Raw genomic sequence first — 20,969 nt, forward strand, 5'->3', positions numbered from 1 at the left:
TAAACCCAGCCGCGCCGATGAGGCGCTGACCCAGAAAATAAAGGAAGCCGCCCGGTATTTCGATATCAGGGTAGCCGATCACGTTATTGTGAGTGAAGCAGGCTTTTTCAGCTTTGCAGATCAGGGGCTGCTGTAGTGAGTGGTGAGTAGTGAGTGGTGAGTAGTGAGTGGTAAGTAGTGAGTGGCAGGTTGCATAACCTGAAACCTGAAACCTGAGACCTGAAACCTGAAACCTGTAACTCATTTTACACTACCTTTCAAAAAACGAAGCTTCATGAAACGTCATCTTCTCATAATTTTAGTTCTATTTGCGCTTACCCGGATGGGATATACTCAAAACAAACCCGTTGAAATGCCTTTATATCCCGAAAATAAAGTGCCGGGCAATTTACCCGGACCCGATGAAGAAAAATCAGAATCCAACGGTGGTATTCTTCGCATCAGCAAAATAAAAACCCCTACCCTCACCGCTTATTTACCGCCCGCAGATAAAGCCAACGGTACCGCTGTGATTATTTGCCCCGGCGGCGGTTACAGCATAGTAGCCATCGATCATGAGGGTTTTAAAGTAGCCGAAAAATTCAACGAGATGGGTGTGGCGGCATTTGTATTAAAATACCGCATACCCGATAAAAAAAATCAAACCGACCCTTCCATAACTCCACTGCAGGATGCGCAGCAGGCTATACTAACCGTAAGGGCCAATGCCGAAAAATGGAATATTGACCCGTCAAGGATCGGCATCATGGGTTTTTCGGCCGGCGGACACCTGGCTTCTACCGCCGGAACGCATTTTGAACATTCACTGATCAACAATCCCGCTCAGATAAGTGTTCGTCCGGATTTTATGATCCTTATTTACCCGGTCATCAGCGCCGATATCGCCATCACACACAGCGGATCATTCAAAAACCTGCTGGGAGCCAATCCCTCTGCGGAACAGCTCAACCTCTACTCCAATGAAAAGCAGGTCACGGCTAAAACACCTCCCTCTTTTTTAGTGCATGCTTCCGACGATGGCGGCGTAAGTGCCAATAACAGCATTGTTTTTTACCAGGCCCTGCTTAAAAATAAAATCCCTGCCGAACTGCATATTTATCAGAACGGCGGACATGGCTTTGGTATGCATAACGCTACTACCAAAGATGAATGGATGGAAAGATGCAAAAACTGGCTGGTTAAGAACGGCTGGTTAAAAAATCAATAAAAAAGCGGTTCCTTCACCTTCGGCGCTTTGTACCTGCACATTGCCTTTGTGCAGCATCATAATTTGTTTGCATAAGCTCAGCCCTATACCGCTGCCACTCTTTTTTGTACTAAAAAAGGGGATAAAGATCTTGTCTAATATATCTGCCGGAATACCGCTGCCGTTATCGGCTATTTTGATCGTTACCTTTTGATTGGCCGCTTTATACGCACTCAAAACAATATGCGGCTGTTCCTGGTCTTTTACCGCTTCCATGGCATTTACCAGCAGGTTGATCATTACCTGCTCCATCAGGTTTACATCGGCTTCAATTACCAGCTCCGGGTCTTTCAATATTACATCAATATCAATGTTTTTTTGCTGCAGACCGGGCTGCATTAACCGGAACAGGTTTTCAAACAGGTCGCGCACATATATTCTGGCAAGATTGAGCGTAGTGATCTTATTGAGATTGCGGTAGGTTTCCGCGAATTTTAAAAGTCCTTCACTTCTTCTTTTAATGGTAATAATACCCAATTCAAGATCTTCCACTGTTCCTTCCTCATCTTCAATATGCCGGGAAGCAAGTTGTAAGCGGTTTTTGAGCGTATCGGCTAACGAAGATATGGGCGCCACGGAATTCATGATCTCATGCGTCATCACGCTCAGCAGCTTTTGCCATGCTTTTGCCTCGTTTTCATCCAATGCCTCATCTACATTTTGAAAAGCGATGAGCTTATAAATTTTACCGTCGGTTTGAAAGGCAGTAGCAGAAAGCAATACTTTAAAAATGTTCCTGTCTTTGGTGAGCTGTACCACCTTGCCTTCGCCCGGCCGCAGTGAAATAATTTCCCGGTACAGCATCCCGTCTCTCTTCTCTAATGAATGAACGGTTTTAAGATAAGGGATCCCTAACATTTTTTTCAGCGATTCATTCATCCATCCTGTATCGCCCGTCTGGTGATCGTAAGACAGGATGCCTGTATCTACCAGTTCTAATATTTTTTGCAGGTACTGGTATTGCGTTTCCCGTTCTTTACTGATCACTTTAAAGGTGGTATTGATATCATTGAAACCCCTGCGCAACGGCTGTAATTCGAGCGGGGCATGTTTTACATCAAAATGCCGGGAGAAATCGCGGTAATGCACCGATTCCACGAACTGTGATACCTCATCATGCGCTTTTTTATGAAAACGGTAAAAATCCACCAGCTCATATACCACCACAGGAACAACAAGCGCCAGGTATACATAGCTGCCGGAGCCTTTCATGAAAAGAAACGCTGTAATGCACAATGTTATAAACAACAAAGCCACTCTGATCAATATCCGCCATTCGTATTTTTTAAACATGATGTAGGTGGTACAGGTTACAGGGTGCAGGCTGCAGATCTCAGACCTGGAACCTGAAACCTTTAAATATCATACTTACTCAGCCGCCGGTACAGGGCCGTTCGGGTTAAGCCCAGTTCCTTTGCCGCTTTGGTAATATTGCCATTGTGCTTTTCAATAACCCTCAGAATAGCATTCTTTTCTATGGTACCCAGGTTGAGTACACCTGTTTCATCAGAGCTGGCAACACCCGACTCCATTGGTGAAAATAAGAGATCGGCAGCTTCAAGGCTTTCCCCGTCACACATGATCACGGCACGCTCAATTGTATACTGCAATTCACGTACATTGCCCGGATAATGATATTGCTTTAGCTTTTCCATAGCCGATTCGTTCAATACCAGGGCAGGCTTTAAATATTTGGCAGCATACAACTCCACAAAATGTTTCGCCAGCAGTATAATGTCATCCTGCCGTTTACGAAGCGGCGGAACGGTTATTTCAACGGTATTGATACGGTAGATCAGGTCTTTGCGAAACTTGTTTTCATTGGCCAGCTCACTAAGCGGTAAATTGGTGGCACAAATAAGCCGGATGTTTACGGGTGTTGACTGATTGGAGCCCAGGCGGGTTACCTGCCGGTTTTGCAGAACCGATAATAATTTAGCCTGCTGGTAAAGGGAAATATTACCAATTTCATCCAAAAACAATGTACCGCCGTTGGCGGATTCAAACCTGCCCGGGCGGTCTTCCCTGGCGTCGGTAAAAGCGCCTTTTTTATGCCCGAACAATTCACTTTCAAATAACGATTCCGTTAAAGCGCCAACATCTACTTTAATGTATCCCTTATCTGCCCGCAAAGACTGCTGATGAATAGCCCTTGCTATCAGATCCTTACCTGTTCCGTTCTCGCCCAGTATTAAGATATTGGCATCGGTAGGAGCAATTTTACTGATCTTATAAAAAATGTCCTGCATCGGCTCCGATTTGCCCAGCAATTCGGAGCCGATAATGGAATCAGAGGCGTTACCGGTGTCTTTTAGCTGTGCATTGCCTTTCTGCTTCAGTGTTTCCTTAATGGCAGTGATCAGTCTTTCATTGTGCCAGGGTTTAACCATAAAATCGGCAGCGCCTTCTTTTAAGGAACGCACTGCAAGATCTATATCGCCATAAGCAGTGATCATGATCACGGCGGCATCCGAACCCAGCTCTTTTATTTTGCGCAACCAGAATAACCCTTCATTGCCCGTGTTGATAGAGCTGTTAAAGTTCATATCAAGCATGATCAGGTCGAAGCTTTGTTTTGATAACAGCCAGCGCAAATTTTCCGGATTTTTTTCTGTAACTACGGATGCAGCCTCTGTTTTTAACAACAGCCGAACAGCCGTAAGCACATCCTGGTCGTCGTCTATAACCAGTATGGAAGCATTTTTTAAATTCATTCTTACTTTTTTATCGCGGAGAACTTTGCAATACTAAAGTAAACGAAAAGCGGGTTAAAACATAAATATGAGAAGGGAGAATGTTGAGGGATGAATGGTAAGGGGAAAGCCGGAAGCCGCGGAATTTCGAAATCCGGGGGAATACAACGATAAACAAAAAACCATAACCTCCTAAATCCGGAGATGCGGTCTGACCCTCTTTCGTCGGGTACCGACCGCATCTGAACGCAAATCTGAAATTTGAAATTCGAAATCCCTGCAACCTGTACCCTGTAACCTGAAACCCCAAAACCTCATCCCCAGTACCGGCTGATCTTCTTTCTTAAAAAAGCCACACTCCTTTCCAACTGAGCCATACCGTCCACGCCGTCTTCAATGCTTATCCAGCTATCAAAGCCCACCCTTTTCAATTCCGTAAAAATGGCATCATAGTCATTAAGCCCCTTGCCTATTTCACCATGACTTAATCTTTTGGCATATCCTGCAGCGCCGCCTTCTTCCTTTCGCAGGTCTTCAATAGTGCCCTCTTTGAGGTACCGGTCGCTTGCGTGCATGGTAACCACCCGTTCAGACACGCGTTTCAGCAGTTCAATGGGATCCTCACCCGCCAGGTAGGTATTGCTGGGATCATAATTAACGCCAAAATAAGAATGATCAATACTATCTACCAGCTTGCAAAATACATCCATCTTTTGTGCAAATTCGGGGTACTCCCAGAAATCATCTTTATAATGATTTTCAAGGATCAATGTAATGCCACGCTCTTCTGCATAAGGCAGGCAGGCATATATACAATCGGCCGCCAGTTTAACGCCTTCCTCAACCGACAATTCGGGCCGGCGCTGACCCGAAAGTACCCTGCAATAAGACCCGCCCAGGGTATGGGTCATATCAATCCAGTCTTTTTGTTTGATGACTTCCTTTTCCCGGAATTTGGCATCAGGATGCGTGAAGTCGGGAGAGCAGCACATCATGGGAATTGTTTTTCCATGATCCTCTACTTCCTTCCTGAAGCGCAGCCAATTGTTTTGATCCGCCATTTCCAAAAAACCTGCATACCATTCCAGTCCGTCAATATCCAGCTTTACGGCAAGTGATATCCATTCGGATACGGTCATTGTTCCATCTTTACAAAGTGCCTGCATAAATGCTTTAGGGAATGCTGCTAACTGGGGCATAATTCAATTTGAGATTTGAAATTTGAAATTTAAGCAAGTTACAAAGTATAATATGTACAGGAGGAAGATATTGCTTTTTTATACCTGCCCGGGTTAATAAATTCACGATCCCTGCACCGGGTCGTATTACAAAATAAACCGTCACTTAAAAAAGGCAAAGGTCCAACCTTGTGGACCTTAAACCATAATCAACCAGCCGTCGTTGTTATTTTACCAATACCATTTTCTTTTTCTGGTTTATTCCTTTACTACCCCTCGCATGCACAAAGTATAAGCCGCTGCTGAGGTTGTATAGGTTCCTGGTGATTTTCAGATTACCGTTACCGGCATTGCCATTGTACAATTCTGCCACCCGCTGCCCGGATGCAGTGTATACAGCAATGATCAATTGCTGTGCTTCCGGAACATCCAGCTCAAGGTGGATCGTGCCGCCGGAAGGAACAGGATAAAGATAAAACTCACCGTTGGCAACCGGGTTGGTATCATCCGGAGCCAGTTTCACACTGGCTTCGGAAACACTGTTTTTGCTTTCCCGGTTACCCACGGCATCTACCGCTACAGCATAAAAATCGTATGTACTTCCCGAAACTCCCTTAACAACAGCGGAATCTTTTACAACCCCGATATAGCTATAGGATGCCCCGTTTTCTGATGCATAAATACGGTATTTTTTTACCCCGCTTGCAGCGTCGTTGCCATTTACCTTTACAACCATCGTGCTATCTGTGAGCTTACGCGCTTCTGTTACTTTGGATGATGGCAGGTTCCTGTCTATTGTATTGCTCCATACATCCGTAAGTATCGGTTCATTGCTGTCGAAAATAATAGATGCCCTGTTGGCGATAACCGTACCATCGGCAAGTCCTTCTTTCATATCAATGGAAAAGCTTACATGCCCGTCTCCTTCAGGAGCATTGATGTTGGGAGGTAAAAATCCTGCCAAAGGATCTTCGGTTACTACGCCTGTAGCCTTATCTATTGTTTTAAACGTAGCCTTTACAATTCCTGTTTCCTTATCGAGCCTGATATAGAACCTTACTGCTAAATTGTTATTATAATTTACATCTTCCACATATTCGCTTGCGCCGATGGGTATATTATAAGATCGGGAACCAAATCCAAAGCTGTTGGCGCTGAATGTTGAAAGATCATATACGTTCTTATCCAGCGTATCCAGTATTACTACTTCCTGGGCAGGCAATGTTGCAGTGGCTGTATTTTCAAAGAAGATCGTATAGCTTAACCGCCGGTTATTTCCACTGATGTACCGTGCCGCGCCAAAACCCGAGGGTCCCGATTTAGCATTGGGATCCCAGGAAGTGCGCACATCAACAGGCTTTTCTTTTTCATCTTCCAGTTCTTCGCAGTCTGCTCTTATCTGCTGAATATTTACATCAAGGTCTGAAAGCAGTAGCGCTACATCTATTGACATATCTGCATATTCTACTGCCGGTGAAACGGTTGTTGCTAACCCTGAAACTGCCGCTATTTCTCCGGCGCAGTCTTTGGCCGCTCCCGCCAGTGTTTTGCCCAAAGATGAGGCGGCAGACTCTTTCGAACTTCTGCCAGTAAAATAATTAAAGGCATTATACAGGGCAGAGCCAACAGCCTTCACCCCTCCGGCCAAACAATCCAATCCAGGTACAACACTAGTCCCATCCCAAAATAAATCCCCCATGAGCTTTAATTTGGCATTAAAACAATCGTCTCCCTTGCTTGTAAAAGGCGATCCCGAATATGGACCTTTCACCCACAGGTAAATATTGTCCTTTCCTTCTGTTCCCTTTATATTAAACCGTAAATCGCTGTAACCGCCTACAGGAATCCCGGAAAACAAATAAGGCCTTACCTCGCCATCAATGGGATATCCGCTGGATTTAAGTACCGGAATAACCTCAGGCAATGTATCCTGGCTAACGGTTTTGAAATTAAGATCAACCAGGCTGTCTAACCGGGTAACAGTCAGGTTTCTGGGCGTAAGCAGGTATACTTCGGTATGGCCGGCCATTACGTTGCCATCGTTGTGAATTCTTATAGTATATATACTATTGGTATTGGCCCGGATGATATCGCTTCCTATGATTTCACCTGATACTTTATATATTGCAGCATCACAGGTAAATCCGCCCGGGATATTATAGGTAGTATCTCTTGTGATAATTGATACATCGTACACGCCGGCCGGAGCGTCATGCATATCCACCAGCGCACCAAACACACTCCCTCTTTCATCTATCCAGGTAACGGAATCCTTATATACAGTACCTCCTTTTTTCAGTTGAATGCTCATGCCATCATGAAAACCACCTCCATAGGCGGTAAAAACAATATTGCCCGCGCCACCCGATTCGGGTGTATACCTGTCCAGCCCGTTTACCACAAGCGAAAGATCAGCCGTGTCTCTCAGCCGGCACAGTTCGTTTTCCACGATCAGCCGTACATCATAGCCTCCCGGTTTATAGGTGACCAATGGCGGCGCCGCCGTTGGGTATTGCTCTCCGTTACCCATGCTCCAGGCATATTTTGTAGCAAGAGTTGATCCGTTGGTAAACTCGTAGGTGCCGCCTGCACGGTTGTAAGCGATCTTTGCTTCGGGCTGCTGTGCTTCAAATGCGAACTGGAGGCTGTAATTGAACGACCGGGCGGAAGACGGCTGGTAAACCAGTACATATACCGAATCGGAGCTGATACAGTTTACCGTGAGCGTGTCTTTTAAAACATCACCCGGGCCAACGGACCTCAAAGATTTGTGCCCGACCTGCCGGCGGTTTTTGGCATACACATACAGTGAAACGCCTGCATTGTTTACCCCGGTATTCAATCCTTCAGCAAAAATGCTAAGGTTCCCGTTTACAGGAATAGCGGTAATATAATAGTCGTTGGCATCGTTTACACCGTTGGCCACATACCCGATCAGCCCCTTTAAGGTATCACCCAAACTGAACGGTACCGCTTCATTAAATGTATTGTTCGGCTCGGGATCGCCTTCCAGCGCATCAGGCATGGTATAGCGTATTTTATAGCTGTATGAGCGGGCGCTGCCCTGGTACACCAGGAAGTATAAGCTGTCTGCCGCACGGGATGGTATCTCAATGGTATCCCGCACGATGCCGCCCTGTATTGCCGTACCATTGCCGATAACACCCTGGTAGGCGATCTGGCGGCGGCTTTTATCGTAAGCGTAGAAAGAGAAGGAACCGGTGCTGCCGCCTGTATGGGTGCCTTCAAAATATACAGTAACCGTTCCATCGGCCGGCAGCAAGGTTTTATAATAATCATAGCGGTCGGTTACACCATCCGCTTCATAGCCCAGGTGACCGGCAGCAGTAACATTGTGCGCTACATCTACAGCTTCTGCAAAGCTGCCGTTAGGCTCCGGATCGTTGGCGCTCTGATCGGTTAATTCATAGCGCATCCTGTAGCTGTACGACCTGGTGCTGCCCTGGTACAGTACCAGGTAAATGCTGTCTGCCCCGCGGGAAGGGATATAGATCGTATCATATACGCTGCCACCCTGCGTCGCAGAACCATTACCTATGGTTCCCTTGTAGGCGATCTGGCGCCGGCTTTTGTCGTAGGCGTAGAAGGAGAAAGAGCCCGCGCTGCCGCCTGTATGCATTCCTTCAAAGTATACTTTCACCGTTCCGTCTGCGGGAAGCAGGGTTTTATAGTAATCATAACGGTCGGTTACACCATCCGCCTCATAACCCAGGTGACCGGCAGCCTGCGCATCATGTTCAAGATATACTGCTTCGCCATAGCTGTTGTTGGGCTCCGGGTCGCCGGGGCTCTGGTCAATTACTTCATAGCGCATTGCATAGCTGTATGAACGGTTGCTACCCTGGTACAGTACCAGGTAAATGCTGTCTGCCGCACGGGAAGAAATATAGATCGTATCATATACCGTATCGCCCTGCTTTGCGGAACCATTACCTATGGTTCCCTTGAATGCGATCTGCCGGCGGCTTTTATCGTTGGCGTAAAAGGAGAAAGAACCTGCGCTGCCGCCCGTATGGGTACCTTCAAGATATACCTTTACCGTACCATTGACAGGCAGCAGGGTTTTGTAATAATCATATCTGTCGGTTACACCATCCGCCTCATAACCCAGGTGGCCGGCAGCAATAACATTATGCGCTATATCAACGGCTTCTTTAAAGCTGCCGTTAGGCTCCGGATCGCCGGGCCCCTGGTCAATTACTTCGTAACGCATCGTATAGCTGTATGAACGGCTGCTGCCCTGGTACAGTAACAGGTAAATGCTGTCTGCCTCGCGGGAGGTAATATAGATCGTATCATATACCGTATCGCCCTGCTTCGCTGAACCATTACCTATGGTTCCCTGGTAAGCGATCTGACGCCTGCTTTTATCGTAGGCGTAAAAGGAGAAAGAGCCGTTGCTGCCACCCGTGTGAGTACCCTCCAGGTACACTTTCACCGTGCCGTCGGCAGGAAGCAGGGTTTTATAATAATCATACCGGTCAGTTTCGCCATCCGCTACCTGGCCCAGTTGTCCTTCCATTACTTCATTCATGTTCAAAGGCGATGCTGTAGTATAACTGTTGTTCGGCTCCGGGTCGTTGGAATTCCGGTCTGTTATGTCGTAGCGCACCCCATAGCTGTAAGAACGGCTGCTGCCCTGGTACAGTACTATATAGATGCTGTCTGCCGCACGGGAATATACGGCAAGGGAATCGCTGACTGTTTCGCCTTTTATAGTCGACGAATTTCCGATCACTGACTTATAAGCGATCTGCCTTTTTGATTTATCGTACACATATACCGAAAAAGAGCCCGCGCTGCCACCCGTATGCGTTCCCTGAAGATATATTTTCACCGTACCATCGTCGGGGAGCAGGGTTCTATAATAATCATAGCGGTCGGTTACACCATCCGCCTCATAGCCCAGGTGACCGGAAGCAGTAACATTGTATCCTATCGCACGTGCTTCTCCAAAACTGCCGTTGGGCTCTGCATCATTGGCGCTCTGACCGGTTACTTCATAGCGGATATTAACATTATAGGACCGGCTGCTGCCCTGGTACAGCAGCAGGTAAATGCTGTCTGCCGCACGGGAATGAATTTCAATGGTGTCCCTTACTGTATCGCCCTGTGCCGCGCTGCCATTGCCTACGGTTCCTTTGTATGCGATCTGGCGGTGACTTTTGTCGTACGCATAAAAGGAGAAAGAACCACGGCTGCCGCCTGTATGGGTTCCTTCAAAGTATATTTTCACTGTGCCATCAGCCGGCAGCAGGGTTTTGTAATAATAATACCGTTGATCAGCGCCAACAGTACCCGTTTGGGAACTTCCGGCATCAATCGCTTTGGCGGTTGAGAAACCCGATTGTGCCATAATACCTTTACCGGCCAGCAGCAAGAACAAAAAAAGTAAAAAATTTCTCATGATGGTATGTATTGTTGAGGGTTGAATGAGATGATGAAGTTTTCCGGATTATCAGTAGGTATCATTATTTAAATGGAGTAATAGGGAGAACCGAAGTGTATTGGACAGCGGGTTCTGGTTAACGCCATTGCCTGCGGGAACGAGGTAAGAAAAGTTGAATCCCATCATATTATACTGCAAGCCTATTCCGGTAGTGAGGTACTGCCTGCCACCCCTGCTTTTTGCTTCTGTATAGTAGCCTGCGCGTACGGCAAAAAAACGGTCATACCAATATTCGATGCCGGCCGATATACCTGCCTGTCCAGGAAAATCGGCAAAGGACTTTCCCCAGCTTTCTGCTACGCCTTGTTTTCTGTAGCGGCTTACCGCATCGGGTGAGTCTCCCTCCGGTACCGGCACCAGCAATTTATTGGCATCAAGCGCTATTGAAACAGCATGTACTTCATTGAATACTTTATTCCATGATGCCCCGATACCCAGGTTGGCGGGTATGAAATCCTTTTCCGCAGCATTTTTTATATACGATATCTTGCTGCCGAGGTTTGAAAAAGCAGCTCCAAAGGCAAAACCATCTCCTTCCGAACGGTTGTCGTAGTACAAACCCAGGTCAGCGGCAACAGCAGAACCGTTTTGATATGCATAACCCGGATCTGCTATATTATTTGCCAGCCCCGAATGAATATACCTGGCGGCAATACCCAGCCCGAGCTTACCCGACAGCTTCCTCGAATAACCAATATCAATGCCCATTTCTCTCGGGTTACTGCCCCCGAGATGATCGCGCCCGTTGGAAGTGAATTGTATATTACCGAGGCTAAAGTACCTCAGTCCAATGCTTAGGGCCTGTATTTCGTCAGGCTTATAGTATCCGCCTGCCGAAGCAAAATAAACATCGTTGCTTACTTTTTTAAGCCAGGGGATATAGGAAACAGCAGCGCCTCCTTCTGCTTCATTAAACACAACTTTACCCATATTCCAGAAGCCGGCGCCCGCATCGGGCAGGGTGGCAATACCGGCATCTCCCATCCCGCCGGAACGGGCATCGGGTGCAATACGCAAAAAAGGAACCGGCGTAGTAGCCATATCCAGGGGCTTTTGGGCCGGGGCGGCCAATCCTATCAGGCAGCCGCCAATAAGCAGCCCCATCTTTCTCAAGAGCAATAATGGTTTCATGTGCGTTGGAATAATTGTATCCTTATATCAATCATTCCCGGGCGCGGTAAACAGTAAAACCGGTCTTTTTTTGAGAATTTCGCCGAAATTTTATTTTTTCCTGCGGCGGAGTTTAAAGAACAGGAGTACCGCTGTGGTTATCAGAATAAGGCCCGCCGTATACCATAGCCAGTTATGCGAAGTATACAAGGGCCGGCTGTCGCCCACCAATGTCATACCTCCCCAAAAATAGGGATGCGACAATGTTGGATGCGACGACCCGATATGATCTAGCTTGGCAGAACGGAGCGCTTCGCTTTTGGAAAGACCTTTGGCGAGATATTTATAAAAGTGGCTGATAATACCTGCACTGGCTTTTTCATCAATCTTCCACAAGCTCATTACCACGGAAGGGCAGCCTGCATACATAAAACTATGCGCCAGCGACATAACACCTTCACCCTGCCTCCAGTTGCCGCTTCCCGTTTCGCAGGCCGTTAATACCGCCAGTTCGGCCTGCAACGGCGTGGCATATATTTCATAAGCATGGAGGTAACCGTCATCCATACCCGTTGAATCTGCCGGTACCGGTTTAGCCAGAAAAAAGCGCGACTGTAAGGGCGCAGCATTATTAACTTCGGCGTGCGTGCCCAGGTGCAAAATATTATAATTGAACGCCAACTGCTTAAAAGTAGTTTCAACAGCCTTTTGTCCGGTAAAAATATCATGCTTTATGTACCTGCTGATTTGCTGCGCGGCGAGCAGCGTAAAAGGCTGGCGCAATAAATTAAAATATTGCTGGTCTGTCATAGCAGTATCACCAACCGATCTGCGATAGTCCTGTTTCATATCATCTGTAAACACCGGCACCAGCAGCATGGCCCTGTCGTCTGCCGCGGGTTTGGCCGATCCCAGCAGTGCAACATGGGTTGCCGAAAGCTGGTAGGCAATATTATACCGGCGGATCAGGAAATTCATCCTGTTAAACTGAGTTGCATTATTGTCGGATACCAGCAGCTCAAAATTGAGATAATACAGTTCCGCATCCGGCACCACGATCAACTGGTCCGAAATAAAATGATGCTCCACCGGTTGTATAAGATGCCGGTATAAACGGTAAGCCGGCCCGCTGAAGGCTGTTGCAGACAGGTTGTATAATTCTTTCAGAGCGGCAACATCATCCAGCCCCTGCTTCCGTAAGCAGTGCATGTGAAAGCCTTTGCTGTTCAGCACAAAAACAAAAACAGCGGTATCTGTAACGGCGTATTGCAATAAAGTTTGTCCTTTATGCAGCATCTGACTGCGAATGGTTTGTATGCCCAAAGGTTGTAGATCATATTTCAGCTTCGCGTTGCTATTGCCCGATTGCAGCATGCTGTCCCGGAAACGATAATACCCTTCCATTGCAGCCGTAAGCAATGTAAGAAGGGAATCATTCCTGCTGTCCGCATCCAGGTACCGGGTATTTAAGGAGCTGATCTGTTTGCGCCAGTTCAAATCTTTTTCATCTGCTGCACTCTTTGAAGTGCGGCTGGCATCTACCATAATATTATTGGCAGCCAGCCGCAGCAGTAAAGCCCTGCTCCTTTCTGAAAATTCAAATGCTTTTTCAGCAAATTTTTCAGCAGGCTCTTTTTGATGCAGTTCCCAGCAGGCCTCTATAGCGGTATTATAAATGGACTTATGCTGCGTTGCCAGTTTCAGAAGCGATGCCTGCGTTCTTAAAGCAGGCAGGCTTTTTTGCAGGTATATGCCATATGCATCGGCCAGTTGAAGCAGATTGTGCAACTGCCGCGTTTTCCCATTTTTTTTGTACAACCGGGATTCTATCGTTGCGCGGTTTTGGAGGTACCGGATAATATGATGGCTAAAGGGCAGCTTTTCTATCCACCCGTCATCAGGCAGCACAGGAAGCTGCATCAATTCCAGGAAAGTGCTGTCGGAATAAAGCAGGGCCTGCTCCGGATCATCATCCAGCAAATATGCTTTGCTTATTTTGTTGTATTGCCCCGCAATAACGATATGGCCCCGCGGGTAAATGCCGCGATGTCTTTCAAGCACTTTTCGCAAAAGGGCTAAGGCTTCAGCCGTGCGTCCTGTATGCGCATACACTTCGGCAAGCGTAGTACGTGTTTCTTCAACGATGCCGGTATTGGTAACGCCTGCTTTTTTATTGTTGTTCAATGCCTTCAGGTAAAAATCTTCCGCTTCAGCATATTGTTCCCTGTCAAAAAAAAGATCACCGTATTGCGTTTCAACATAAGCCAGGTTGAGCCAGTCGCTGCCGGCATACCGCTTCTGCAGCGCATAAGCACGGGCATACAGGCTATCGGCTTCCCGGTAATTGCCAACAGCGCTTTTAAGATTGGCCAAATGCGTAAGCGGACGAACAATACCCGCACTCTCGGCGCCGTAATTGATTTCATGCAACTGTTTGGCTTTGTCATAATATTCGAGCGAAAGCTGCAACTCTCCTATGGTTTGATAAAAGCTGCCCATGTTATTATAGGCGATGGCCAGCAGTTGCGGGTTTTTGTGTTTGGCATAATCCCGCTGAATGATCCGCACCATTTGTTGCTTGTGAAAAAGAGCTTCATCCAGGCGGTACATGCTTTCGTACAGGATCCCAAGATCATTGTGCACCAGCCCCTTACTGGGGTGGTTGGCCGGCAGGTTCAGGTTGGCAAGCCGCTGCAGCTCCAGCCCGTAGCGCTCTGCTTCATTGTACCAGCCTGCATCGTGTGCAATGAGCATCAATGACTGGTATACACCCATCAATTGCCGCGCATCTTTACCGTACAGGTCTTCGTTTATGCTTTTTGCCTTTTCCGCATAAGCCAACGCAGGGGTAAAATCCTGCAATTCCAGGAACAACCACGACAAATTGGTATATAAGGATGAGTAGATGCCGTTAGGCGGCGCACTTTGATCTACATGATCCAATGCCAGCAACAAATATTTTTTGCCCTTCCCCGCTTCTTTGTTGTGTATATGGATCTGCCCTTTTTTATTAAATACAGCTACATGTAAAGGGCTTTTGAAAGGTAGCTGCTTTGCTATTGTTATGGCAGAATCAATTACAATAAGTGCAAGGGGAGTGCTCTTTTGGCTCCATACCATTTCTGCTTTTTGTACATATGACAGTACCAGACTGTCTGTAACCCGGTTGTTGCGGTAATGGCTAAGCGCATTGTCTATATACAAAAAAGCGCTGTCGTATTTCAACGCCCGGTAAGCTTCTACCGATTTTTGGTAGTAACCCTGCGCCGCTGCAGTGCCGGTAAGCAACCCAAAACATAAAATAATCAGCCACCGCATTGCTCAGGAAGATATTTTTTGGAGTTCTTTGATAAGCAATTGTGCCTCACTGTTGTTCTGCAATAGCCGCAGCCATTTCATTGCTTCGGCTATATGATCGGTTTTTATATAGGCCAAAGCCAGGTACCAAACGGCTTTTTGACGCCATTCACCCGTTTTACCTTCCGCTACGGGGAGGAGGTGCTGCACGGCTGCTTCGAAATCATTTTTATTAATACTGGCTACGCCTATATAGTATTGCAGCGTGTCTGTGAGCAGTTCCTTTTCTTTTAGCCCCGTCCATATTTCAATCGCTTTGTCGTAATCGCCTTCTTTGTAGCTCACCATTCCATCATAAAAGCCATATTCGCTGGTGCTGCTCATTGCCACCGGCAATCCGGGGTCGGCATGAAAATAGCCGGCAAACAATTTGCCGGGAGTAATGGTTTTGCTTTGGTAAAACCATGTGGCAGCAACAAGCGCCAAAACTGCAGCGGCGGCATGCCACCATTTAAATGAAATCCTTTTTACAGGAGCCTTACTTTTTGCAATCGGTATATGCTGAGTTGCTTCATGACCGAGAAATGCAGTTTGTGCGGCGGCAATCAGCTTTTGCTGCAGGTCAACTTCATTCTGCAGTTGTTCATCTGCTGCCATGGCCGCTTCAAACCGGTATCTTTCCGAAGCCTCCATTGTATGGAGCAGATATGCTTCTATCTGCTCAAACAACTGCTGATCTATATGTTCCCTATACCCCTCCATGCCTTTTATTTTGCTCCAAAAAAAGTTTTCTTAACTGCATCATACAACGGTATTTAATGGTCTTTATACTTTCTTCATACTGCCGGCAATTTCACCCAGCGGCTTCTTCTTGTAATAAAACAACCGCAGCACCTGCCTGCATTTGGTGCCCAACTGCATAAAACATTCCTGCAATAAGCTGCTTTGCTGCAACTGGTCCTTCAATACTTCAAGACCATCACTTTCCGCTTCCTGCTCCAGTAATGTATCGCTGTAAATTATTTTGCTTCTTGCCGCAGATCTTATCTGGTTTATCCATTTATACCTGCATATCTGGCGCAGGTATGCATTAAACTGCGCCTTATCTCCTTCAAACCGCCCCTGTCTGAGATTCAGCCATGCTGCGGCAATGCTTTCCTGGAAAACATCCTGTGCATCCGAATCATTGCCGGAATTCTGCCGGACATAATTTTCCAGCCAGGGATAATTGTCTGCATACATTTGCTTTAATAAGTCTTCAGGGTTTCCGGATGACCAGTTGGTAAGGGTTTCCAAAATGAATAGTATCTTTTAAAAGGAAGATACGATTTTTGTGTATATCCCTATAAAAAGGTATTACAAAATTGTTGTCGCGCTTCTTTTACAGTAATATCATCATCCTGATTATGTATCAGTCCAATGGCAGGAAGGTGAACAACAATTATGACGGTAAGGAAAAAGATCAGGTTGGGCATAGCACCTGCTTAGCGGAATACAACAGGCGCAACAACACGGTATATGGCTGATCAGTCATCCATTTTACCCAGTCCTAACTTATCTACGGCGATCTGGGAAGCTACCTGGCTGGCATCTTTTTTATTATACGCTTTGCCTTCTGCAATCAGTTCTCCGTCTACCACAGCTCCAACCGTAAACAATCTCCTGCCGTTTTCAAAATGTTCATCCAGGGTTTCAAACTCCAGGTTTTTGCCATTCTTATTGGCCCAGCCGTACAACTTGTTTTTATGGTTGATCTCCAGGGTTTCCAGGTCTTCAATAAACATATGAGGAATAATGATGCGCTTTAGCACCCATTGTTTGGTTTGATTGAATCCCTTATCGGTATAAATAGCTCCTACAAGCGCTTCAAGGGTATTGCCAAAGATCTGGCTCACTTTTAAAGATCCGTCGCTCTTATTGTAAATGGTAATTTTCTTCAATCCCATTTTAACGGCAATCTCGTTGAGGGTTTGGCGGTTTACCATTTTGCTGCGCATTTCGGTTAAAAAGCCTTCTCCCTTATAGGGGTATCGTCTGAAAAGGTAATCCGCTACGATGCCGCTGAGGATAGCATCGCCCAGATATTCGAGGCGTTCATTGTTTTCGTCTGCACTTTCTTTCACAGACCGATGGCTTAAAGCTGTTTTATAAAGGGAAAGTGTGCCAGGGGCAAAACCCAGCACATTGCACAATTGTTTATAAAAGGACCGGTTGGTTTTGTCTATCCCAAGATATTGAATAAAATACCGCACTAATGCCAAAGGAATGAATTTAGGAGTTATATACCACAAATGTAAAGCAACTCTTTAAGAGTTGAATGCATTCGTTGAGCTTAACGCCAAATCAGGCGGGATATTTTTTTACGATCACCGAGGCATTATGTCCGCCAAAGCCAAACGTATTGCTCAGCGCTGCACGAACGGTGCGTTTTTGGGCCTTCCAAAAAGTAAAATTGAGTTTCGGGTCAAGCCTTTCATCATCAGTAAAATGATTAATAGTAGGCGGAACAAGGTCATTTTTTACTGCGAGCGCGCAGGCAATAGCCTCAATAACGCCGGCTGCACCCAACAAATGACCTGTCATGGATTTGGTAGAGCTGATATTGAGGTTATAGGCATGTTCACCAAACACCGCCTGTATAGCCCTTACCTCTGAAATATCACCAAGCGGAGTGGAAGTACCGTGTACATTAATATAATCAATGTCTTCAGGTTTCATACCCGCATCATCAAGGGTAGCGAACATTACATTTTTGGCGCCCAGTCCTTCGGGATGGGGGGCTGTAATGTGGTGGGCATCGGCAGTAGCTCCTGCACCTGCAATTTCACATACAATATTGGCGCCGCGGGCTATGGCATGCTCCAGGCTTTCCATTACCAGCATACCTGCACCTTCGCCGATCACAAAACCATCGCGGTCCTTATCAAAAGGCCGGGATGCGGTTTGCGGATCATCGTTCCGCTCACTGAGCGCTTTCATTGCATTAAATCCACCTACTCCGGCTTCTTTGATCACACTTTCACTTCCCCCTGCCAGTATAATATCTGCTTTCCCCAAACGAATAAGGTTAAAAGCATCCATAATAGCATGGGTAGAAGAAGCGCAGGCTGATACCACGGCATAATTGGGCCCGCGGAAACCATGACGCATGGATATTTGCCCGGCGGCAATATCAAGGATCATTTTAGGAATAAAGAATGGATTGAACCGGGGAGTACCATCTCCCTTTGCAAACTCTGTTACTTCCTGCTGAAAAGTAATTAAACCGCCGATACCACTCGAAAAAATAACCCCAACCCTGTCTGGATTAACCGTTTCCTTGCTGATACCCGCATTCTTCACCGCTTCATCGCTGCACACCAGGGCAGTTTGTGTAAAGCGGTCAATTTTACGGGATTCTTTTTTGTCGAGGAAATCGGTGGGCTCAAAGTTCTTTAATTCGCAGGCAAACCTTGTTTTGAACTTTGAAGCATCAAATAAAGTAATAGGATTGGCACCCGAAACGCCATGAATAAGTCCATGCCAGTATTCGGACACAGAATTTCCCAAAGGGGTTAAGGCACCAATGCCTGTTACAACAACTCTTTTTAAATCCATAAGCAAGTTTGCCTGCGATCAGTGGAAATGGGGAGAAAATTACTTTGCGTGCTCTTCGAGATAAGCAATGGACTGACCTACCGTAGTAATAGTTTCAGCCTGCTCATCGGGAATAGAAATATTGAATTCTTTTTCGAATTCCATGATCAGTTCTACGGTGTCTAATGAATCAGCACCCAGATCATTGGTGAAAGATGCTTCAGGGGTTACCTCAGCTTCATCAACACCGAGTTTGTCAACAATAATCTTCTTAACTCTTGTTGCAATGTCAGACATGGTTGTAAAATTTGGTTAATACTGGGTGCAAAAATATAGTTTTTGAGGTAAAAACAATATCTATTTGGGTTTGTGTGTAAAAGATAATTATTTACGCTTCCCGCCACAGGGTTATAATTTACAAAGCAACTGTTACGCCAGCCTGCTCCCCTACCCAAATACCCAATGTCATTTATACTGCTTTTTTGTATTTTTAAAAAATACACCTGTAAATCAACAGCATGCCTTTAAAGATTATTGATCATGATTCAAAAGAGTACCAGCAGATGATTGAACTGCGTGATGAAATATTGCGCAAGCCCCTGGGACTTTATTTTGACCCGGAAGAGCTGATCCGTGAAAAAGATGATGTGCTGATCGGTGCTTTTGAAGATGAAAAACTGATTGGCTGCTGCCTGCTCACCCGTGCCGGAGCCGAAACCTGCAGACTTCGCCAGATGGCAGTAAGCAGCAATCTTCAAAAGAAAGGTATAGGCGCCACATTAATGAATTTTGCAGAAAATGTAGCCCGCGACAAAGGATATCAAACCATAATGATGCACGCCCGTAAATCGGCAGTGGGATTTTATCAAAAGTTCGGATACAGCATTTCAGGTAATGAATTTCACGAGATAACCATTGCTCATTATGTAATGGAGAAGAGATTGAGATAGCCAGGGAGGTATCAGGTATCAGGTATGAGGTATGAGGTATGAGGTGTCGGCTGTGACAAGATAAATGTTCGTTGTTTGTTATTATTCGTGGCTTATGCCTAACTGCCGACAGCCTCCTCCGGATTTGAATTTCAATATTTTAATTTTATTTGATGCCTGTCATTTGGTATTCTTGATGCTTTGTGAGAATCACCGGCCGGGTATCAGATGAGGAGTTCATCTTATCATTAATAAAGACTATCTGATTGCCCCATTTTATATTTTCACATTTCTTCAACCTGAGGCCTGAAACCTCATACCTATTTCACTTCCTGCATTTCTACCAGCCGGCGGTATTTTCCGTTCATTGCCAGCAACTGATCGTGTGTTCCCCTTTCTGCAATTTCACCTTTTTGCAGCACCAGTATTTCATCGGCATGGCGAACGGTAGACAACCGGTGCGCAATTACAATAGAAGTACGGTCGGCCATAAGGTTGTTGATGGCATCCTGCACCAACCGCTCGCTTTCGGTATCCAGCGATGAAGTAGCCTCATCCAATATAAGGATGGGGGGATTTTTTAATACGGCCCTGGCAATAGTGAGCCGCTGCCTTTCGCCGCCGCTCAGTTTGGTTCCCCTGTCGCCGATATTGCTGTTGTACCCGCCTTCCTTTTTAACAATAAAATCGTGCGCATTGGCAATTTTTGCCGCATGAATGATCTCTTCCATTGTTGCGTTCTGCCGGCCCAGCGCTATATTATTGGCAATGGTATCGTTAAAAAGAATAGGCTCCTGTGTAACAATGCTCATCAGGCTGCGCACCGAATGAAGGGAGTAATCTTTGATATTGATACCATCTATCCGCACCTCCCCCCCCGTTACATCGTGGAACCGGGGCACCAGGTCGGCCAGGGTAGATTTACCTGCTCCGGAAGAACCCACAAGGGCAACCGTTTTACCTTTCCCTATAACAAGGTTTATCTTATTGAGTATTACAGCATCATCGTAAGCAAAGCTTGCATCGCGAAATTCGATACAATTGTTAAAAGACAACAGTTGCTTCCCATCCGGATTGTCATCTACCGTTACTTTTGTTTTTAGTATTTCTTCTATGCGTACAATAGCCGAAGATCCTTTTTGCATATTGCTGAACGAGGTAGATAATGTTTTTACGGGATTGATGATATTGTAAAACATAGCCAGATAGGCAAGGAACATAGAGGGCGACAAAGAAAGCTGGCTGCCCAGCACCATTTGTCCGCCAAACCATAAAATACCCACAAAAACCAATACTCCTAAAAACTCCGACATAGGTGAAGCCATATCGCGGCGGCGGCTGATCTTGTTTTTGGCGTACAGCAATTCATCATTTATTGTTCCAAACCTGCTTCTCAGCAAAGCTTCAATATTAAAGGCTTTGATCACCCGCAGCCCATTAAGCGTTTCATCCAATACCGATAATGATTCG

At 46.1% G+C, this 20,969-nt stretch carries 15 protein-coding genes; 3 read left to right on the top strand and 12 right to left on the bottom strand.

What is annotated here, in order from left to right:
- Together PLH26_RS09235 and PLH26_RS09240 are read left to right on the top strand one after the other, a co-directional pair.
- Positions 1–136, top strand: a 136-nt coding sequence (locus PLH26_RS09235; protein WP_324585739.1) for a JAB domain-containing protein, incomplete at its 5' end; no start/stop codon positions are given.
- A gap of 138 nt (positions 137–274) precedes the next feature.
- Positions 275–1,207 carry an alpha/beta hydrolase gene (locus PLH26_RS09240; RefSeq protein WP_324585727.1) on the top strand — a complete coding sequence of 311 codons (933 nt, stop codon included), beginning with the start codon at positions 275–277 and terminating at the stop codon, positions 1,205–1,207.
- On the opposite strand, the gene PLH26_RS09245 is transcribed toward PLH26_RS09240, so the two are convergent.
- From PLH26_RS09245 to PLH26_RS09295, 11 genes are all read right to left on the bottom strand, one after another.
- Positions 1,193–2,539: a sensor histidine kinase gene (locus PLH26_RS09245; RefSeq protein WP_324585728.1), complete on the bottom strand. Its 1,347-nt coding sequence runs from the start codon at positions 2,537–2,539 to the stop codon at positions 1,193–1,195. The two genes, PLH26_RS09240 and PLH26_RS09245, sit on opposite strands and share 15 nt — an antisense overlap.
- 62 nt (positions 2,540–2,601) lie before the next feature.
- On the bottom strand, positions 2,602–3,960 hold the full coding sequence (locus tag PLH26_RS09250; RefSeq protein ID WP_324585729.1) for a sigma-54-dependent transcriptional regulator: 1,359 nt from the start codon (positions 3,958–3,960) through the stop codon (positions 2,602–2,604).
- A gap of 293 nt (positions 3,961–4,253) precedes the next feature.
- Positions 4,254–5,138, bottom strand: a complete 885-nt coding sequence (locus tag PLH26_RS09255; protein ID WP_324585730.1) for a sugar phosphate isomerase/epimerase family protein — start codon at positions 5,136–5,138, stop codon at positions 4,254–4,256.
- Positions 5,139–5,343: 205 nt separating this feature from the next.
- Positions 5,344–10,545 carry a DUF7619 domain-containing protein gene (locus tag PLH26_RS09260; RefSeq protein ID WP_324585731.1) on the bottom strand — a complete coding sequence of 1,734 codons (5,202 nt, stop codon included), beginning with the start codon at positions 10,543–10,545 and terminating at the stop codon, positions 5,344–5,346.
- 51 nt (positions 10,546–10,596) lie between these two features.
- Positions 10,597–11,718 (bottom strand): type IX secretion system outer membrane channel protein PorV, encoded by a 1,122-nt coding sequence (gene porV / locus PLH26_RS09265; protein WP_324585732.1) that lies wholly within the window; start codon positions 11,716–11,718, stop codon positions 10,597–10,599.
- A gap of 90 nt (positions 11,719–11,808) precedes the next feature.
- Positions 11,809–15,015 (bottom strand): CHAT domain-containing protein, encoded by a 3,207-nt coding sequence (locus PLH26_RS09270; RefSeq protein WP_324585733.1) that lies wholly within the window; start codon positions 15,013–15,015, stop codon positions 11,809–11,811.
- Positions 15,016–15,018: 3 nt separating this feature from the next.
- Positions 15,019–15,756, bottom strand: a complete 738-nt coding sequence (locus tag PLH26_RS09275; RefSeq protein ID WP_324585734.1) for a hypothetical protein — start codon at positions 15,754–15,756, stop codon at positions 15,019–15,021.
- A gap of 63 nt (positions 15,757–15,819) precedes the next feature.
- Positions 15,820–16,290, bottom strand: coding sequence for an RNA polymerase sigma factor (locus tag PLH26_RS09280; protein WP_324585735.1), 471 nt, complete (start codon positions 16,288–16,290; stop codon positions 15,820–15,822).
- Positions 16,291–16,520: 230 nt separating this feature from the next.
- On the bottom strand, positions 16,521–17,246 hold the full coding sequence (gene rnc, locus PLH26_RS09285; protein ID WP_324585740.1) for a ribonuclease III: 726 nt from the start codon (positions 17,244–17,246) through the stop codon (positions 16,521–16,523).
- 91 nt (positions 17,247–17,337) lie between these two features.
- Positions 17,338–18,591 (bottom strand): beta-ketoacyl-ACP synthase II, encoded by a 1,254-nt coding sequence (fabF, locus tag PLH26_RS09290; protein ID WP_324585736.1) that lies wholly within the window; start codon positions 18,589–18,591, stop codon positions 17,338–17,340.
- A gap of 39 nt (positions 18,592–18,630) precedes the next feature.
- Positions 18,631–18,867, bottom strand: a complete 237-nt coding sequence (locus tag PLH26_RS09295; protein WP_116873112.1) for an acyl carrier protein — start codon at positions 18,865–18,867, stop codon at positions 18,631–18,633.
- 221 nt (positions 18,868–19,088) lie between these two features.
- On the opposite strand from PLH26_RS09295, the gene PLH26_RS09300 reads away from it, so the two are divergent.
- A complete protein-coding gene (locus tag PLH26_RS09300; protein WP_324585737.1) occupies positions 19,089–19,520 on the top strand; it encodes a GNAT family N-acetyltransferase in 432 nt (143 codons plus the stop codon).
- Positions 19,521–19,819: 299 nt separating this feature from the next.
- Here the strand turns inward: PLH26_RS09300 and PLH26_RS09305 are convergent.
- Positions 19,820–20,969 (bottom strand): ABC transporter ATP-binding protein (locus PLH26_RS09305; RefSeq protein ID WP_324585738.1); only part of this gene is annotated, 1,150 nt, incomplete at its 5' end.

Source organism: Agriterribacter sp., assembly GCF_035444585.1.
Classification (GTDB): domain Bacteria; phylum Bacteroidota; class Bacteroidia; order Chitinophagales; family Chitinophagaceae; genus Agriterribacter.

Bases quoted from the DNA above. Each gene is read 5' to 3' on its own strand.
- PLH26_RS09240 (WP_324585727.1), top strand. From the start codon at position 275: ATGAAACGTCATCTTCTCATAATTTTAGTTCTATTTGCGCTTACCCGG.
- PLH26_RS09245 (WP_324585728.1), bottom strand. From the start codon at position 2,539: ATGTTTAAAAAATACGAATGGCGGATATTGATCAGAGTGGCTTTGTTG.
- PLH26_RS09250 (WP_324585729.1), bottom strand. From the start codon at position 3,960: ATGAATTTAAAAAATGCTTCCATACTGGTTATAGACGACGACCAGGAT.
- PLH26_RS09255 (WP_324585730.1), bottom strand. From the start codon at position 5,138: ATGCCCCAGTTAGCAGCATTCCCTAAAGCATTTATGCAGGCACTTTGT.
- PLH26_RS09260 (WP_324585731.1), bottom strand. From the start codon at position 10,545: ATGAGAAATTTTTTACTTTTTTTGTTCTTGCTGCTGGCCGGTAAAGGT.
- porV (WP_324585732.1), bottom strand. From the start codon at position 11,718: ATGAAACCATTATTGCTCTTGAGAAAGATGGGGCTGCTTATTGGCGGC.
- PLH26_RS09270 (WP_324585733.1), bottom strand. From the start codon at position 15,015: ATGCGGTGGCTGATTATTTTATGTTTTGGGTTGCTTACCGGCACTGCA.
- PLH26_RS09275 (WP_324585734.1), bottom strand. From the start codon at position 15,756: ATGGAGGGGTATAGGGAACATATAGATCAGCAGTTGTTTGAGCAGATA.
- fabF (WP_324585736.1), bottom strand. From the start codon at position 18,591: ATGGATTTAAAAAGAGTTGTTGTAACAGGCATTGGTGCCTTAACCCCT.
- PLH26_RS09295 (WP_116873112.1), bottom strand. From the start codon at position 18,867: ATGTCTGACATTGCAACAAGAGTTAAGAAGATTATTGTTGACAAACTC.
- PLH26_RS09300 (WP_324585737.1), top strand. From the start codon at position 19,089: ATGCCTTTAAAGATTATTGATCATGATTCAAAAGAGTACCAGCAGATG.